Origin of the sequence: Lipingzhangella rawalii (assembly GCF_031628175.1) — a bacterium.
Classification (GTDB): domain Bacteria; phylum Actinomycetota; class Actinomycetes; order Streptosporangiales; family Streptosporangiaceae; genus Lipingzhangella_A; species Lipingzhangella_A rawalii.
Genome location: NZ_JAVLVT010000006.1, coordinates 63,844 through 81,070 on the forward strand (window position 1 = coordinate 63,844; position 17,227 = coordinate 81,070).

General features: G+C 65.8%; 16 protein-coding genes. 8 read left to right on the forward strand and 8 right to left on the reverse strand.

What is annotated here, in order from left to right; genetic code table 11:
• The first annotated feature begins 44 nt into the window (after positions 1 to 44).
• The 7 genes from murJ (RIF23_RS14240) (at position 45) to trxA (ending at position 8,717) form a co-directional block, all read left to right on the forward strand.
• Positions 45 to 1,835 (forward strand): murein biosynthesis integral membrane protein MurJ, encoded by a 1,791-nt coding sequence (gene murJ / locus RIF23_RS14240; protein ID WP_407659473.1) that lies wholly within the window; start codon positions 45 to 47, stop codon positions 1,833 to 1,835.
• Positions 1,836 to 1,957: 122 nt separating this feature from the next.
• A complete protein-coding gene (murJ, locus tag RIF23_RS14245; protein ID WP_310913016.1) occupies positions 1,958 to 3,784 on the forward strand; it encodes a murein biosynthesis integral membrane protein MurJ in 1,827 nt (608 codons plus the stop codon).
• A 258-nt stretch (positions 3,785 to 4,042) separates the two neighbouring features.
• A complete protein-coding gene (locus RIF23_RS14250) occupies positions 4,043 to 5,578 on the forward strand; it encodes a hypothetical protein (RefSeq protein ID WP_310913017.1) in 1,536 nt (511 codons plus the stop codon).
• Between the two features lie 8 nt (positions 5,579 to 5,586).
• Positions 5,587 to 6,162 carry an RNA polymerase sigma factor SigM gene (gene sigM / locus RIF23_RS14255; protein ID WP_310913018.1) on the forward strand — a complete coding sequence of 192 codons (576 nt, stop codon included), beginning with the start codon at positions 5,587 to 5,589 and terminating at the stop codon, positions 6,160 to 6,162.
• A 44-nt stretch (positions 6,163 to 6,206) separates the two neighbouring features.
• Positions 6,207 to 7,235: a zf-HC2 domain-containing protein gene (locus RIF23_RS14260; protein ID WP_310913019.1), complete on the forward strand. Its 1,029-nt coding sequence runs from the start codon at positions 6,207 to 6,209 to the stop codon at positions 7,233 to 7,235.
• Between the two features lie 171 nt (positions 7,236 to 7,406).
• Positions 7,407 to 8,339 (forward strand): thioredoxin-disulfide reductase, encoded by a 933-nt coding sequence (gene trxB / locus RIF23_RS14265; RefSeq protein WP_310913020.1) that lies wholly within the window; start codon positions 7,407 to 7,409, stop codon positions 8,337 to 8,339.
• A 54-nt stretch (positions 8,340 to 8,393) separates the two neighbouring features.
• On the forward strand, positions 8,394 to 8,717 hold the full coding sequence (trxA, locus tag RIF23_RS14270) for a thioredoxin (protein WP_310913021.1): 324 nt from the start codon (positions 8,394 to 8,396) through the stop codon (positions 8,715 to 8,717).
• Positions 8,718 to 9,090: 373 nt separating this feature from the next.
• Here trxA and RIF23_RS14275 read toward each other — a convergent pair whose 3' ends face one another.
• The 8 genes from RIF23_RS14275 to rpmH form a co-directional block, all read right to left on the reverse strand.
• The gene (locus RIF23_RS14275; RefSeq protein ID WP_310913022.1) at positions 9,091 to 10,044 is read right to left on the reverse strand and encodes a ParB/RepB/Spo0J family partition protein; all 954 of its coding nucleotides are present in this window, start codon (positions 10,042 to 10,044) and stop codon (positions 9,091 to 9,093) included.
• Positions 10,045 to 10,066: 22 nt separating this feature from the next.
• Entirely contained in the window at positions 10,067 to 10,909 is an 843-nt protein-coding gene (locus RIF23_RS14280; RefSeq protein ID WP_407659478.1) for a ParA family protein, read from the reverse strand.
• Positions 10,910 to 11,103: 194 nt separating this feature from the next.
• Positions 11,104 to 11,799 carry a 16S rRNA (guanine(527)-N(7))-methyltransferase RsmG gene (gene rsmG / locus RIF23_RS14285; protein ID WP_310913217.1) on the reverse strand — a complete coding sequence of 232 codons (696 nt, stop codon included), beginning with the start codon at positions 11,797 to 11,799 and terminating at the stop codon, positions 11,104 to 11,106.
• 150 nt (positions 11,800 to 11,949) lie between these two features.
• On the reverse strand, positions 11,950 to 12,453 hold the full coding sequence (locus RIF23_RS14290; RefSeq protein ID WP_310913218.1) for a Jag family protein: 504 nt from the start codon (positions 12,451 to 12,453) through the stop codon (positions 11,950 to 11,952).
• Positions 12,454 to 12,571: 118 nt separating this feature from the next.
• A complete protein-coding gene (gene yidC / locus RIF23_RS14295; protein ID WP_310913219.1) occupies positions 12,572 to 13,498 on the reverse strand; it encodes a membrane protein insertase YidC in 927 nt (308 codons plus the stop codon).
• 43 nt (positions 13,499 to 13,541) lie between these two features.
• Positions 13,542 to 13,847, reverse strand: coding sequence for a membrane protein insertion efficiency factor YidD (gene yidD, locus RIF23_RS14300; RefSeq protein ID WP_310913023.1), 306 nt, complete (start codon positions 13,845 to 13,847; stop codon positions 13,542 to 13,544).
• Positions 13,840 to 14,235 carry a ribonuclease P protein component gene (rnpA, locus tag RIF23_RS14305; protein ID WP_310913024.1) on the reverse strand — a complete coding sequence of 132 codons (396 nt, stop codon included), beginning with the start codon at positions 14,233 to 14,235 and terminating at the stop codon, positions 13,840 to 13,842. Before rnpA ends, yidD begins: the two co-directional genes overlap by 8 nt.
• A 97-nt stretch (positions 14,236 to 14,332) precedes the next feature.
• Positions 14,333 to 14,476 carry a 50S ribosomal protein L34 gene (gene rpmH / locus RIF23_RS14310; RefSeq protein ID WP_310913025.1) on the reverse strand — a complete coding sequence of 48 codons (144 nt, stop codon included), beginning with the start codon at positions 14,474 to 14,476 and terminating at the stop codon, positions 14,333 to 14,335.
• Between the two features lie 690 nt (positions 14,477 to 15,166).
• Between rpmH and dnaA the strand changes: the two genes are divergently transcribed.
• On the forward strand, positions 15,167 to 17,095 hold the full coding sequence (gene dnaA / locus RIF23_RS14315; protein ID WP_310913026.1) for a chromosomal replication initiator protein DnaA: 1,929 nt from the start codon (positions 15,167 to 15,169) through the stop codon (positions 17,093 to 17,095).
• Positions 17,096 to 17,227 lie beyond the last annotated feature (132 nt).

The window sequence follows — 17,227 nt, forward strand, 5'->3', positions numbered from 1 at the left end:
GGGTCCCATGGTGACCCACTTTTCCACAAGGGAGCACACGCACTGTGGCCACCGACACGACCAACGGCGATTCAGGTACCCCTCACGACGACGTCTCGGCCACGGAGGGGCAGGATCCCTCCCCCAGCCCGCCGGAACCTCCGGGGGACGACAACCAGGACGGCACGACGGCCGCCGGGCAGGTGACCGGGGACGGTGGTCAGGACGACGGCTCCGCGGGATCGAGCGTGGTGCGCTCCAGCATGGTCATGGCCGTGGGCACGCTTTTTTCCCGCATCACCGGATTTGGCAGGACCGTGGTGCTGGCGGCGGCGCTCGGCACCCAGCTGCTCGGGGACGCCTACAACACGGCTCTCACCATTCCGTTCATCATCGAGCAGCTGTTCCTCGGCGGCCTCATGGCCAGCGTCATCGTTCCGTTCCTCGTCAAACGACGTAAGCGCGATGAGGACGGGGGGCGTGCGACCGAGAACCGGCTGTTCACCGCGATCGTGCTCGCGCTGCTCGTTCTCACCACTGTGGCGATTCTCAGCGCGGAACTCCTGATCCGCCTGTACTCGGGCAACTTCACACCAGCACAGTTCGACGTGTCCGTTGCGCTGGCGCGGTTCCTCTTCGCCCAGATCTTCTTCCTGGGGATGAGTGGCTTCCTCAGCGCGATGTTGCACACCCGCAACCGGTTCGGGGCTCCGGTGTGGGCCCCGGTGCTGAACAACCTGGTGATCATGGCCGTGGGGGGAACGTTCCTCGCGGTCGCCGGTCCCGGAACCACTCCGGAGGAGATCAGCGACGCCCAGATCGCGCTGCTGGGCATCGGGACGGCGAGCGGCTTCGCGGTTCAGGCCCTCATCCTGTTCCTGGCACTGTCCGCCGCCGGTTTCCGGTGGCGTCCTCGGCTGGACCTACGGGGATCCGGGCTGGGCGAGGCCCTGCGCACGGCCGGATGGATGTTCGTCTACATCATTTCCCTTCAGATCGCGCTCCTCATCACTGCGAACCTCGCGAACCGTGCCGGTGTCGCCGCAGCCGAGGGCGACGGTGTCGGGGCGGGGATCACCGCCTACAACTACGCACACATGCTGTTCCAGCTGCCCTACGCCATCATCGCGGTGTCCATCATCACGGTGCTGCTGCCCCAGATGAGCGACCGGGCCGCCGACCACCGTTGGGACGAGGTGCGCGCCGACTTCTCGCGTGGACTACGGATGTCCTCGGTGGTGCTCGTTCCGGCCGGCCTGGCGATGGCCGTGTTCGCGGTGCACATCTGCGTGCTCGTTTTCGCTCGCGGCAGCACCTCCGTGGCTGACGCACAGAACATCGGCTACGTCCTGGTCGCGTTCGCCCTGGGCCTGGTGCCCTTCTCCGTCTTCCAGCTCATGCTCCGCGTCTTCTACGCGATGAGCGACACCCGCACCCCGGCCTTCCTGGGCATGCTGATGCTGGGCGTACATGCCGTCTTGGGGACGACCGCCTACCTGCTCCTGGACCCGCGGTATGTGGTGGTTGGTGTCGCGGCCGGCTATATGGCCTCGTTCCTCGTGGGGCTCCTGGTGGGTGGTGAGGTTCTGCGCCGACGACTGGGCGGGCTTGACGGCCGCCGCATTACTGGCACACTGTTGCGGCTGCACGTCGCCTCCGCTCCGGCGGTCGCGGCGGGCCTCGGGATCGCATGGTGGCTGGAGTCCCAGTTCGGGCTCACGGTCGTCACCACACTCGGTGCTCCGGTGTTGGGATGCGTGCTCGGCGCGGGGCTTTTCCTGCTGAGCGCCCGGCTGCTGCGTATCGAGGAGCTGGGAGTGCTATACGATCTCGCCCGCACGCGACTGCGCCGGTAGGCACCGTGTGAGTTCCCGCACGTTCCCTACCCCCGAACGTGCGCGGGCCCGGGCCCGGCACACCGCCGGTCTCCCATTGCGTGGAACCAGTCCCCCATCGCACGTTCGAGGAAGTATCCAAGGTGTCCAACGAGAACGCTGAGCGCACTCCGGTCACTCGGGTGGTCGCCCCCGAGGAGGCGCTTGATGCTGTCGAGCGCAGCGAACCACCCACGGAACCGGAGTCGGGACTCACCACCAGCGGGGCTCCCGACGACTACCGCGACCCGGGGACCGCGGATCGTCCCGGAGAGGAAGGGGACGAGATCGGTGGGGCCGAGCACTCGGCCGGCCCCAGCATGGTGCGATCCAGCATGCTCATGGCCGCCGGAACCGTGGTGTCCCGGGCCACGGGTTTCCTGCGTACCGTGGTGCTGGCCGCGGCCCTGGGAACACACCTGCTCGGGGACGCCTACTACACGGCCAACAGTGTGGCGTTCATCATCAACGACCTGCTGATCGGCGGGTTGTTGGCCAGTGTGTTCGTTCCGTTTCTCGTCAAACGCCGGAAGGCGGACGCCGACGGTGGCGCGGCCACCGAACAGCGCCTGTTCAGCTCCGTGCTCCTGGCTCTGCTGCTGATCACTGCGGTGGCGATCCTGTGCGCGGAATGGCTGATCCGGCTCTACGCCGGCGGCTTCACTCCGGAACAGCACGAGGTATCCGTCTACCTCGCGCGTTTCCTGTTGGCGCAGATCTTCTTCATCGGCGCTAGCGGGATTGTCAGCGCGATGCTCAACGCGCGGAACCGGTTCGGCGCCCCTATGTGGGCACCGGTCCTGAACAATCTGACCATCATCACGGTCGGCAGCATGTTCCTGGTGGTTGCCGGCCCCGGCATGACCCCCTCGGATATGCGGCCAGAGCACATCGCGCTGCTGGGGTTGGGGACCACCGCAGGTCAGGCGATCCAGGCAACGGTGCTGCTGTGGGCCCTGTGGGCGGCGGGATTCCGCTGGCGCCCCCGGCTGGACCTGCGGGGATCGGGGCTGGGCGAAGCTCTCCGGGCGGCCTCGTGGATGATGGTCTACATCGGGGTGGCGCAGTTCGGCATGCTCGTCTCCACGAACGTCGCGACCCGGGCTGGTGTCGCGGCCGCGGAGGCCGGGGCCGCCGGCGCCGGAATCACGGCGTACAAGTACGCGTTCCTGCTGTTCCAGCTGCCCTACGCCATCATCGCGGTCTCCGTCATCACCGCCCTGCTCCCGAGGCTGAGTGAGCACGTGGCCGAAGGACGCAAGGACCGGGTGCGCACGGACTTCTCCCGTGGCTTCCGCCTGTCCGCCGTGTTGATCGTACCGATCTCCATGGCCATGGTGGTGTTCGCGGTCCCGTTCTGTGTGCTCATCTACGCCCGCGGAAGTACCTCGGTCGAGGATGCGCAGAGCATCGGCTGGATCCTGATGGGCTTCTCCCTGATGCTCATCCCGTTCACCCTGTTCCAGTTGCTACTCCGTGTCTTCTACGCACTCGGTGACACTCGGGTCCCGGCAATGATCGTCTTCCCGGCGGAGGCCGCCCACGCGGCGACGGCGATTGGCCTGCTGTTCTTCCTCGATCCCGCATACGTGGTGCTCGGACTCCCGTTCGCCTACGGCCTGTACTACGTGATCGGGTGTGCCCTCGCCTGGTGGGTGCTGCGTCAACGTCTGAACGGCCTGGACGGCCGTCGCATGGCCAGCACCGTCGTCCGCCTGTATCTCGCCTGTATACCCAGCATGATCTTCGGGGTAGCTATGGTCCTTACCTTCGACCTGCTGCCCGGTACTTACCTACCGGCGGTACTGGCCATCCTCACGGGAGGGCTCGTCGGCGGCGTGCTATACCTACTTGTGGCACAACGCATGAATGTGACTGAGGTCACTACATGCTGGGAACTCGTACGAGCTCGCCTGTTCCGCCGTGGTTGAGCGCTCAGGTGCAGTTCGGACACAGTGCGTCGAATACGTGAATGATGAATTCGACGTACTCTGTCCTCCTCAGGGGGACGTCGTGCGTCCTAGCATGGAACGGATCTTTCACGAGCGGGTGAAGAGCAGCTATGGACTGGAGGGGAGGTTGGGGACAGACGACATGGCCTCCGGATCGAGCGGCTCCCGCTCCCCCAGGAGCATTCCACGCTCCCGAAACGCTCGCCGAAGCCTGACGTCCCGTTCACGACTCCCAGTATGAGCACCTTCGTCATCCAACCGGGCGAGCGACTCGCCGGCCGTTACCGTCTCGACGAGCGTGTCCATGACAGCGGTGGTGCCGCGTTATGGAAAGCGACCGACGAGACTCTGGCTCGACGTGTCGCGATATGGACCCTGACCGACGCCTTCGGGCGGACTCAGGACGTCGTGCGTTCCGCGCGAGCCGCGAGCAGAGTGGCCGACTCCCGACTGACCCAGGTGTTCGATGCCGACGACAGTGGCCCGGTCGCCTACGTGGTCGAGGAATGGGTCACCGGGCAATCCCTCCACGATCTCCTCACCAGTGAGGGGCCACTCGGCCATGAACACGCGGTTGGGCTGGTTGCCGAGGCTGCCGAGGCGATCGCAGCCGCCCATGCGGCCGGGATCTTCCACCTGTGCCTGACTCCGGACAAGCTGTTCTGGAGTGCCGGTGGCGCTGTCAAGATCACCGGGCTGAGTGTGGATGCCGCCATCAACGGCCAGCCAGCCGGGGCCGACCCGGCCGTGGTGGACACAGTCGGCCTGGGACGCCTCCTGTACGCGGCGCTGACGGCACAGTGGCCGGGCAACGACCCGGTTGGACTCCCCAGCGCCCCCATTCACGAGGGGCATCCGGCAGAACCACGCCATCTGCGCGCCGGGATTCCCCCACAGCTCAACGAGGTCGTCTGCCGGTCGGCCCTCCAGGTGTCCCCCACCCCCGCACGTCCCGTCCTACGCAGTGTCCAGGAGTTCGCCTCCGAGCTGACGGGAATGCCGCGTCGGATCCCACTACCCAGCACGCCAGCACTGGGCCCGGCCCCCTCCACGGCACCGGATCCGGGAGGTTCCGCCGCCCACGGTCGCGCCGCCACACCATCGCCGCGCACGCGGTCACGCTCCGCTCCCGCGTCCGAGAGGCGCGGGCCTGCCTGGCGGGTGGTTGCCCTCGGCTCCGGAGCGCTGGTGGTTGTCCTCGCCGTGGTCGTAGGCGCCTGGATGCTGGGACGCTCCTGGGGTGTCCCGGACGTCGAGAGCGCGGGCGCGGAGTCCGATCCGGGCGACGGTGCGGCCGACAGCGAATCCGAGGAGGACCCGGACGACGAGGACCTCGAACTGCTGACCCCGGCGGGCGCGGACAGCTTCGACCCCGAAGGCGATGGGGACGAGCACAGCGACCGCGCCGGCGAGGCGATCGACGGCGACAACTCCACCGGATGGAGCACCCAAGGCTACACCTCGGCACAGTTCGGGAATCTCAAGAGCGGTGTGGGTCTCCTTGTCGACATGGGTGCGGATGTGGAAGTTTCCGAGCTTGACCTGCACCTCGGCGACGGGGGAACGGATCTGGAGGTGCGGGTCGGCGACGAGGTTGATCTGGGGGCACTGTCTCCTGTCCACTCGGAGACTGGGGTGTCCGGAGAGCTTCCGGTTACGCTGTCCGAGCCAGCCGAGGGTCAGTACGTACTGATCTGGTTGACGGAACTACCCTCGGACGGTTCGGACTACCGAGCGACGATCCATAATGTCGAACTGCGCGGGAACGTGTGAACACGGTGATGGACGCAGTGCAGGAGCTCTCCGACAGTGAGCTGTTGTCCAGACACACGGCGGGCGACAGGCAGGCCTTCGACGAACTCGTACGGCGGCACCGAGACCGGATGTGGGCTGTGGCGATCCGGGTGCTGGGCGAGCCGGAGGAGGCCGCGGACGCGCTCCAGGACGCCTTCCTCTCCGCGTTCCGTGCGGCACACCGTTTTCGCGGTGATTCCGCCGTCACCACGTGGCTGCACCGGATTGTCGTCAACGCCTGCAACGACCGGATTCGCCGACGGCGTTCCAACCGCAGCGATCCCGCTGACGAGCAGAATCTGGACCTGCTGGCGCACGCGCACCAGCAGCAGAAGTCCACAGGGGATCCCGCGGGAGTCAGCGATATCGCACTGGACGTGAACCAGGCGCTGGAGCAACTCCCCGAGGACCAGCGCAGCGCCCTCGTCCTTGTCGACATGTTGGGTTATCGAGTTGACGAGGTGTCGGCCATCCTCGAGGTCCCGACCGGCACGGTGAAGAGTCGTTGTGCCCGGGGACGGGCGAGGCTCATGCCATATCTCGAGCAATTCAGGAACCGCTAGCCGCTCCGAGACGTCACAGTTCATGGAGGAGGTGGCAAGTAGTCGTGACGTCACACGTTGAGGCGGAGCGGCTGGCTCAACTGGCGGATGGGTTGTTGGATCCTGCCAGTGAGCATGAGCTGCGTGCGCACATTGACCAGTGCGAGCCGTGCTTCGAGGCATGGGCTGCGGAGTTCCTTCCGCTGCTCGCCGAGGGACTGCTCGATTCGGAGGACGAAGAGATACTGCGTACGCATATCGACACATGCGCACAGTGCTCACAGTCATGGTCACGCTACGTACGTGACCTGTCCGAGGTTCCCGGAATCCTGTCCGCGGTCGCGTACCCATCCCTGGATGCCGAGACTGCGAACTCGGTCAGTGCACTCATCCAGGCGGAATCGGAGCTCGCACCAACGGGAGGACAGGAGCCACACCCACGCGTCGACGGGACCGGTGCAGCCGACCAACAGCAGGAGCCCCACGGAGCGGAGGCAGAATCCGGGACGGTACTCACTCTTCCTTCGCGCGGAGCGCACACGCGCAGCAACCGCTGGATGCCCTACCTCGTAGCCGCAGCCGCCATCGTATTCCTCCTCGGTGGGGGCACTGCCATCCTCCAAGCCACTCTCGGCTCCGATGACCCCCCGGCACTGGACGGGGCCGCATCCCAGGACGACACCGATACGGCCCCCGAGGAAGAATCGCCAGATGCGGTCCTTCCTGCCCAGCCGATGCTGGTTGCCAGTGATACGGACTATGCCACCACCGACCTCGAGGACGCGGCCACCCGAGTCCTGAGCGATTCGGGCGTCGCGGCCCCCGGTTCGGGTTCCTCGCCCGAACCGGGCACGGACCTGTCGTTCCCCGAGCCGGACGGAACACCTGAAGACGAGGCGATCCAGACCTGCATCGAGGCCTTCGACACCACCACCCCACTCCTCGTGGATGTGGCGAGCTTCGCGGGAGATCCCGCGTGGATGCTCGCCCTGCCGGCGGGTGAGAACGGTGACTACCGCATCCAGGTGGTCACTCCGGGCTGCCCCTCCGGCGCGAGTGACCTCATGGCCCAGACCACGGTTCCACGGCCCTGACCCCACCCGGACATCCGACACATGCCACCTCCAGGAACTGGGGCCAGGCTCGGGGACCAGCAGGTCAGATGGATCGGCATCGGCTCGGGAATTGTCCGGGAGGGTCGACTGTTGGCAGGATCGAGTTCTGGCAGCCAACGGGACGACACAGGGACAAAAGGGGCCTGAGGCGTGAGCGACGTACGTAATGTGATCATTATCGGATCCGGGCCAGCCGGCTACACAGCCGCCGTGTACGCGGCGCGCGCCGAGCTTCAGCCGCTCGTGTTCGAAGGGTCCGTCACCAGCGGTGGCGCACTGATGAACACGACGGAGGTAGAAAACTATCCCGGATTCGAGGACGGGATCCTCGGGCCGGAGCTGATGGAGCACTTCCGGAAGCAGGCCGAGCGCTTTGGCGCCGACCTGCGACCGATCGATGCCACCGAGGTGGACCTGACCGCCACCCCGAAGGTCGTCAAGGCGGGCGCGGAAACCTTCCACGCCAAAACCGTGATCATCGCCACCGGCTCACAGCACCGGAAACTGGGAGTCGCTGGAGAGGACGAGTTCTCCGGCCGCGGCACCTCCTGGTGCGCCACCTGCGACGGCTTCTTCTTCCGTGACCTGGACATCGCGGTGGTTGGTGGTGGCGACACGGCCATGGAGGAAGCGACATTCCTCACCCGCTTCGCGCGTTCGGTCACCGTCATTCACCGACGCGACGAGCTGCGAGCCAGCAAGATTATGCAGGAACGCGCCTTCGCCAACGAAAAGATCAACTTCATCTGGAACAGCGAAGTGACCGAGGTTCTCGGGGACACGAAGGTCACCGGCGTGCGCCTGCGCGATCGGGTCACCGGCGAGGAACGCACCCTGGAGATCAGCGGCCTGTTCATCGCGATTGGTCACGACCCGCGGGTGGAACTGTTCGCCGATCAGCTGGAGCTCGACGAGGAAGGGTACCTCGCCGTTCAGGCCCCCACCACAAAGACCAGTATTCCTGGGGTGTTCGGCAGCGGGGACGTTGTCGACCACAGGTACCGGCAGGCCGTGACAGCCGCCGGGACGGGATGTTCGGCCGCACTCGACGCGGAACGCTACCTGGCGGAGCAGGGCGCGTAGCACAGGTCACGTCGGCAAATCGCCGATGTCTTCACCGAATCAGGAGTAACCATCGTGGCTAACCTCATCGAGGTCACCGACGACAACTTCGCGACCGAAGTTCTCCAGAGCGAGAAGCCCGTTCTCGTTGACTTCTGGGCGGAATGGTGCGGTCCGTGCCGCCAGGTCGCCCCGGTTCTGGAGGAGATCGCTTCGGAGCATGGCGAGAAGCTCACCATCGCCAAGCTGAACATCGACCACAACCCGAACACGCCTCGCGAGTACGGCGTGATGCAGATTCCCACGATGAACCTGTACCAGGGCGGCCAGGTGGTCAAGCAGATTATGGGGGCGAAGCCCAAGGCTCTCCTCCTCAAGGAACTGGACGGCTACGTCTGACGAGCCGTAGGCGTTTCACGTGAAACGGGGCCACGTTTCGAACGTGGCCCCGTTTTCGTTGGCAATCGACGCCCCGGTGCGCTCCAGTTACCTGAGCCGTGGCATGGAGTGTCTGCGCTTCCCCGAGGACACTCCGGATCGGTGTTGCGGGCACCGGCACCGCAGACGATACGGTGCGGCCGGCCTCGTCATCGTCATCGCCCGCTTCCTACCTCGTATCGGCCTTTCCCGGCCCCATGGACGCACGCCCCAACCGCCGCAACCATCCAATAGCTCCCGGCATCCCCCGGCCGGGCGCAGTGATGGGCCGGATCCGGCACGGCCCGCCGGAACCGGCCCCGGCCGAGAGACCCACGGGGCACACCTCCTCCCGCTAGCGGGAGGAGGAATCGCGGTCGCTCATCATCGCGGCGATACGCTCAAGATCCTCCATCGAGGCGAACTCGACGACAATCCGACCCTTGCGCTGCCCCATACTGACCTTGACGCGCGTGTCCAGGCGATCCGACAGTCGATGTGCCCACTCGTCGACCTGCGGCGATGTGGACTTGTCGACATTCGCTGGGGACCGCGCCGGGGTCGTACTGGACGCCTCGCGCTGGTTGAGGGTAATCAACTCCTCGAGCGCACGCACGGAGAGGCCCTCGGCCACAATGCGGCGCGCCAGCTCGTCCTGCTGTTCGCTGTCCTCCACGGACAACAGCGCGCGCGCATGTCCGGCGGTGATGACCCCCGCCGCTACGCGACGCTGCACCGGAGGGGACAGATTGAGCAACCGCAGGGTATTCGTGATGTGGGGACGGGAGCGCCCGATCCGCCGAGCGAGCTCATCGTGGGTCGCACCGAAGTCATCCAGAAGCTGCTGATACGCAGCGGCTTCCTCCAAGGGATTGAGCTCCTGGCGGTGCAGGTTTTCCAGCAGCGCATTCCGCAGCAGCTCATCGTTTCCGATATCACGCACGATGGCGGGGATGTAGTCCAGCCCGGCCTCCTGGCTGGCGCGCCAGCGGCGCTCCCCCATCACCAGCTCGTGCTCCTGGCTGCTGCGCTTGCGAACCACGATGGGCTGGAGCAGGCCGACTTCCACGATCGAGGCCGTGAGCTCGGCGAGCGCCTCGTCGTCGAAGTGCTGTCGTGGCTGCCGAGGATTCGGTACAACCGATGCCACGGGAATCTCAGCGAGATGCGTACCGTCCGGCAGTTCCTCCACGGGGATCTCGGTCGTGGTCTCCGGTGCGTCAGCGCTGCCTGCGCTGCCCGAGACTTCGGGCCCCTGAGGGATCAATGCCCCCAGACCCTTGCCCAACCCCCGCCGTTGCTGACTCAACTGGCACTCCCTTCAGCGCGGATTACGCCGTCGCGCTCCCAGCCAACGTCTCTGCGCGGAACGCGAGTTCGCGTGCCGCATCCAGATAGGCCATGGCCCCGGACGAGCCAGGATCGTATGTCATCACCGACTGCCCGTAACTGGGCGCTTCCGAGACACGCACACTCCGGGGAACCACGGTATTGAGTACGAGCTCTCCGAAATGCCCACGCACCTCCTCTGCAACCTGGGAGGCCAACCGAGTCCGACCGTCGTACATGGTGAGCAGAATCGTGGAAATCTGGAGGGTGGTGTTCAGGTGCGAGCGAACCAGTTCCACATTGCGCAGCAGTTGCCCCAGTCCCTCCAGAGCATAGTACTCACACTGAATCGGGATCATCACCTCGTCTGCGGCGACCATCGCGTTCACCGTAAGCAGCCCCAGTGAGGGAGGACAGTCGATCAGGATGTAGTCCAGCTGGCTGTAGTCGTATTCGGCAAAGGCACGTTTCAGTCTCGCTTCCCGTGCCACCAGAGACACGAGTTCGATTTCGGCCCCGGCAAGATCGATGGTTGCGGGAACGCACCACAACCCCTCGATACCCTCCACGGGGAGCGCCAGATTCGTCAGGCTGTCCCCCTCGACAAGGCAATGGTAGACCGAGCGATCCCCACTGGAACGGTCCGCTCCGAGCGCGGTAGATGCGTTGCCCTGGGGGTCGAGATCCACGACCAGTACCCGATTCCCGTGCATGGCCAGGGATGCCGCGAGATTCACCGTTGTCGTTGTCTTGCCAACGCCGCCCTTCTGGTTCGCCACGCTGATGACACGACACTGCGGAGGCCGGGGCCAGCTGTCCTCCCCGGAACGCCCCTGCACCGCCATGGCGGACCGGGCCGCTCTAGCGATCGGCGTATCGCCGTTCTCCGAGCCCAGTTCTTCTCCGGCGTCACCGGAGTGTGGCGATGTTTCACGGGAAACCGTCGCAAGCACGTCCCCATGCTCACCGGTCGGGAGCCCGGATTCGCGGCCCCCGGGCGTCTCCGCGCCACTCCACTGAGTTTCGACCACGATTGGGGTCACCTCTTCCGTCCGCGTTTCCGTCCGCCGCCCGACCCTCGGCGCCCCGTGGAAGTCCGGGACTCACCTACTCGGGAATCGGCTGTGACACGAACAACCGTCGTAGCGGGATCGACCTTACCGTTCCCGACTCGAATCACTTCGGCAGAGCTCGCGCGTTGCCCCAACAAATCATTCCGCGCGGACTCCAGTTCCGCCTCGGCCTGCGCACCTTTCAGGGCGAGGAGTTGCCCTCCAGGCCGCAGCAGGGGCAACGCCCACCCAGCCAGCCGCGGCAACGGAGCCACAGCCCGCGCCGTAACCACGTCGACGGAGTACTGGCCCGCAAGCTCCTCAGCGCGCCCTCGAACCACCGTCACGTTGTCCAGCTGGAGTTCCTCACGACACTCTCGCAGGAACACGCTTCGACGCAGTAGTGGCTCAATCAGGGTCACTACGATATCGGGGCGCATAATCCCCAACACCACGCCCGGAAGTCCGGCGCCCGAGCCCACATCCACAAGTTCGGCTCGCTCCGGAACCAGTTCAGTGACGACACCGCAGTTCATCAGGTGCCGTTCCCAGAGTCGCGGTACCTCCCGCGGCCCGATCAGCCCACGGTCAACCCCGACACTCGACAACAGCTCCGCGTATCGCTCTACATGCGACAACGCCGAGCCAAACAGCTCTTCGGCCTCCCGGGGTGGCTGTTGCAGCCCCTCGGCACCGCAGGTGCGACCCACTGCTGCCTCTCGCTCGCCGTACAATACGCCCCCCACGATCCTAGTTCGTGGGGGGCGCGACTGTGCTCCCAAAGCCCCTGTTTCACGTGAAACCCAGAGGCAGAAACGGCTGTATCGCAGCGTCTACGCGGGACGAATCACCACATAACGATCCGGTTCCGTCCCCTCAGACTCACTCGCCAGCCCCGCCGCCGCAACGACGTCATGGACCACCTTGCGCTCGAACGGGGTCATCGGCTCCAGGGACTTGGCTTCCCCAGACTGCCGCACCTCCTGAACCGCATCCTCCCCCACTCGGGCGAGCGCCTTGCGCCGATCCGCGCGATAGCCGCCAATGTCCAGCATCAACCGGCTACGTTCCCCCGTGCCCCGCAACACGGCCAGACGCGTCAGCTCCTGGAGCGCCTCCAGCACCTCACCGTCCTGGCCGACCAACTCGTCCAGAGTCGCTCCGACCACAGACACCATCGCGCGGTCACCCTCGACGTCCATATCGATATCGCCATCGAAATCGGCGATATCGAGCAGACCCTCGATGTAGTCGGCGGCGATATCCCCTTCATTCTCCAGCGCGGCAACATCGACGACCGGGGGGTTCGCCGGCTCACCATCAGCGGACGTGTCCACCGCACCGAGGCTGGCCTGAGGGTCCTGCGTGCTGCTCTCACTCACGGTGGGCTCTCTCCTCACTTCCCCGCGGATACCGACCGGAACTTGGCCTCTCGGCCCTGCCCCATCGTCACGACTACTTGCGCTGCCGCCGCTTGGACCGGGGCTTCTTCTTCGGCTGCTGCCGCACGATCCTAGACTCCGCATCCCCCTCAGCGGCACTGTCTGCGTCGTGTCCCTGCGCGCCCGTCGACTTTCCGGCCCCCGAAGCCCCGTTGCTGGCGGCCGTCTTCGCGGGATTCTTCCGGAACAGGTAGTGCTGCTGGCCCATGGTCCAGATGTTGTTGCTCACCCAGTAGATCAACACACCCACCGGCATCGCCAGACCGAACAGCCCGAAGGCCGGCGCCAGGTACATCATGAACTTCTGGGTCTGCATCATCGGATTGTCCGGCATCTGCTTGATGCTGCGGGAGATGCTCTGGCGCATGGTGAGGAAGGTCGTGACACCCATGATCACACAGGCAACGATGATCACGGCCTTCGCCGCGATCGGCTCCGCTCCGAACTGGGCCAGGTCACTGTCTGACATCGTGAAGTTCGCGGCGATCGGAGCGAAGAACACCATGGCGCTGCGGGCGCTCTCGGCCAGCTCCTCACTGAAGCCGTAACGGGCCTGCCCTTCGGCCACACTGCGCAACACCTGGAACAGTGCGAAGAACACCGGCAACTGCAACAGCAGTGGCAGACATCCCATTGCCGGGTTCGTTCCACTCTGCTGGAACAGCTTCATCTGTTCCTGCTGCAACCGCTGCTTATCGTTCTTGTACCGCTCCCGGAGCTTCTGGATCTCCGGCTGAAGATCCTGCATCTTGCGCTGGGTGTTCATCTGCTTGACGAACAGCGGGAACATCAGCAGCCGCATACACACCGTCAGCAGCACAATGGACAGCCCCCACGCCCATCCACTGTCCGGATTCAGCACCGTGCTGAGCCCGGAGTGGATCCAGACCAGCACCGTCCCGATCACGTTGTACAACGGGCTCAGCCATGCCAGCTCCATGGTCCCTTCCACGGGTCACTCCTTCGATCGTCTTCGAGACCACTTATCCGCCGGCAGAACCCGGCGTACCGTTCTCGCCCGTGCTTGGCTCGGTGCCCTGCACATCCGGCCTCCGCGGGGGAACCGGATCCCACCCTCCCGGGTGGAACGGCTGGCACCGAGCAATGCGGCGAATACCCAACCACAATCCTCTCGCAGCACCGTGCACCTGAAGTGCCTCGACGGTGTAGCGACTACAGGAGGGCTCGAACCGGCAGACCGGCCCCAGCAGCGGGCTGATGAGGCGCTGGTAAGCCCGGATCGGCAGAATGAGGATCCGGGCTGGCAGTGTCGGTCTGACCTCACTCATTGGCCCGCTTCCGGCCTTGCCCGGGGTTCTGCCCATCCCGCCGTGGGCGCCGCGCGCTGCGCAGCGCCCCGTCGAGCTGACTGGCGAGCATGTCGTATCCAAGGGTTGCGGCAACGGGTTTGGCGCGTACTACTAGCAGGCTACCCGCCGGCAGCGAGTCGATCCGCGTTCGCATCAGCTCCCGCAATCGACGTCGGACACGGTTCCGCACCACAGCGTTGCCGACCGCCTTGCTGACGACGAAACCGACCCGCGCCGGGGTGGCGCTCTCGCTCGTGGTGGGAACGAGAAGCGCCACCCCGAGCCCGGCTCGACCGGCACGCCGCCCGTGCCGAAGCGTCAGTTCGAAGTCATGTCTACGCCGGATCCGGCGTTCCACTGGCAACATGCCTGCCACATCCCAACGGGGCGCCCCGTAGACACACGAAGGGGGCCGGCGCCCTCGGCGGGCGTCCGGCCCTTCGTCGCGTTATTGCTCCGCGCGCTCAGTGCTGCACGGTCAGGCGCGCGCGGCCCTTGCGCCGGCGCGCGTTCAGGATGGCACGCCCGGCACGGGTACGCATGCGCAGCCGGAAGCCGTGGACCTTCGCGCGACGCCGGTTGTTCGGCTGGTACGTACGCTTGCTCACTGCTGGGCTCCAGGGACGTTGATCGGAATGCGTGTGTTGTGCTGGCTGCCCGGGGGCATGGGTCCGCAGACCTCACGTCCACGATACGGACTGCATCCGAACGGCACCCGCGGCGACGACCGCGCGGTCCGCGCCATCGGAACAAAAGCCAGAACGTAGAAACTCTATGCGTCACAAGAGCCATGGTCAACCTGGCCTGATTGGCGCGGGCCCTATCCGAGGTTCTCGGCGCCCCGGGCCCCAGGGGTTCGCCAGGCGCTGGGGGTTCGTCGGCGCGCACAACCGATACACCCCGGGTCATCCAGTTTTCCACAGGCTGTGCATTGTGATGCACGTCCACCCTGCGGCTCGGTAGCGTGGAAGTTGAACGGCATGAGACAGAGGCGTTACCGTTCCGGAGCCGACCTGCGTCCATCCGGCTCTCCAGCCCGAACCAACCCATGTGACGTGGAGAAATCCATGGCTGCCAACAAACAGTGACATGGATCTGCCCCATCGGCCCGTCCGGGCACGCCGGCCGTCACGGCGCGGCGAGTCCAAAGCGGCGCCTGCAACGACGACAGTTTGATCCACAGGAGCAGACCGGTCCGCGGACGACGGTACGCACCGTCCACATCGCGGCATACGCTCTGTCGCGCGAGACGCGGGACAGAGCATCCGGCCAGGAGGGCGTAACCATGGCAGGTCATTGTGGCTGACGCACAGACGAATCTCGCGACCGTCTGGGCCAGCGTGCTGGACAAACTCGACAACACCGAGGTCCCACCGCAACAGCGCGCCTGGCTCCTCCAGACTCGCCCGCTCGGACTGATCGAGGACACCGCGCTGCTGGCGGCGCCCAACGATTTCTCCAAAGACGTCCTGGAGAACCGGCTTCGCGCCACCATCACACACGCCCTGTCCGCCGAGCTCGGCCGCGAGATCCGGGTTGCGGTCACCGTCGACCCGTCCGCGATGCAGCCGACCGCGCCGAGTGCCCTCAGCCACCCCACCCCGCCAACACCGGTGACCTCGGAGACATCCCGCACACCTGCCGCGCTCCCGGACACACTGCCGGACACATCGGCCGAAACCTCCCCACCGCCCCCAGCGCCGGCCCCGGCAGCGCCAGCCCAACCGGCCTCCAGCTCCGTCACCGAGGACCTTCCCGGGCCCGCCCGAACCTCCGAAGCTGTCCCCACCGGTCAGTTCGGTTCGCCCGAGCCCAGTCACGAACCAGCCCACGAACAGCAGCCCTCCGCCGGTCCCGCGCCGGCCCCAGGCCCCGCACCGTCCCCGGCCACCGCCGAGACAGCCACCCCGGCCGGTGGGCCGCACACAGCCGTTCCCCGCACCAGCGGGACCGCTCCCCAGGACCGTGGCGACCATCCCGAGGTAGCACCCGACGACACCGAGGCCGGCCCCACCGAGAGCGACACCGCCCCCGCGGACGAAGAACTCTCGGAGACCACCGGGACAGCCGCAGAGATCGACGAAACTCCCCCCACCCCGGCGGACAGTGGTGGTCAAACATCGGTCCCACCACCGCCCACACCGGCAGGTCCGGACACAACCTCGGGCAACCAGCCACACACTTCGGCCGAACCGGCGCGGCTCAACCCCAAGTACACCTTCGACACCTTCGTGATCGGCTCGAGTAACCGGTTCGCCCACGCGGCCGCCGTGGCCGTTGCGGAGGCGCCCGCGAAGGCCTACAACCCGTTGTTCATCTACGGGGGATCCGGACTCGGAAAGACACACCTGCTCCACGCGATCGGGCACTACACGCAACGTCTCTACGATGGAGCACGGGTCCGTTACGTGAGCTCGGAGGAGTTCACCAACGAGTTCATCAACTCCATCCGGGACGGCAAGGCGGACGGGTTCCGCAGGCGCTACCGCGACATCGACGTCCTGCTGGTGGACGACATCCAGTTCCTGGAGAACAAGGAGCAGACGCAGGAAGAGTTTTTCCACACCTTCAACACCCTGCACAACTCCAATAAGCAGATCGTGGTGTCGAGCGACCGTCCGCCCAAGCAGCTCAACACCCTGGAGGACCGGCTCCGGAACCGCTTCGAGTGGGGACTCATCACCGACGTCCAGCCCCCCGAGTTGGAAACGCGCATCGCCATCCTGCGGAAGAAGGCCGCCCAGGAAGGACTCGCTGCTCCTCCCGAGGTTCTCGAGTTCATCGCCAGCAAGATCTCCACGAACATCCGGGAGCTCGAGGGTGCGCTGATCCGGGTGACCGCCTTCGCAAGCCTCAATCGACAGTCGGTCGACCTGCACCTGACCGGGATCGTCCTCAAGGACCTGATTCCCGATGATGCGGGGCCGGAGATCACCGCCTCCACGATCATGGCGCAGACCGGATCCTACTTCGGGTTGACCACGGACGACCTCTGTGGCACCTCCCGGTCCCGGGTGCTCGTCACTGCCCGCCAGATCGCCATGTACCTGTGCCGAGAGCTGACGGATCTGTCCCTGCCCAAGATCGGGCAGCAGTTCGGAGGCCGGGACCACACCACCGTCATGCACGCGGACCGCAAGATCCGTTCCCTCATGGCCGAGCGCAGGTCGATATATAACCAGGTCACCGAATTGACCAACCGCATCAAGCAGCAGTCCAAGTCCTGACCACCCCACCCGGTGGTCCCCCGAGGGACCACTGTCCACGTCAACGGACGCGGATCTGGTCAGGATCACACGTGGTTATCCACAGGCTTGGGAGTACGGAACTCCCCCCGAACCAGATCCACCGGACTGCTC

What these genes read in the sequence shown, in the direction of transcription:
- rnpA (WP_310913024.1), bottom strand. Translation starts at nt 14,235, where the DNA reads ATGTTGCCAGTGGAACGCCGGATCCGGCGTAGACATGACTTCGAACTG.
- RIF23_RS14280 (WP_407659478.1), bottom strand. Translation starts at nt 10,909, where the DNA reads ATGGCGGTGCAGGGGCGTTCCGGGGAGGACAGCTGGCCCCGGCCTCCG.
- RIF23_RS14250 (WP_310913017.1), top strand. Translation starts at nt 4,043, where the DNA reads ATGAGCACCTTCGTCATCCAACCGGGCGAGCGACTCGCCGGCCGTTAC.
- sigM (WP_310913018.1), top strand. Translation starts at nt 5,587, where the DNA reads ATGGACGCAGTGCAGGAGCTCTCCGACAGTGAGCTGTTGTCCAGACAC.
- yidC (WP_310913219.1), bottom strand. Translation starts at nt 13,498, where the DNA reads ATGGAGCTGGCATGGCTGAGCCCGTTGTACAACGTGATCGGGACGGTG.
- yidD (WP_310913023.1), bottom strand. Translation starts at nt 13,847, where the DNA reads ATGAGTGAGGTCAGACCGACACTGCCAGCCCGGATCCTCATTCTGCCG.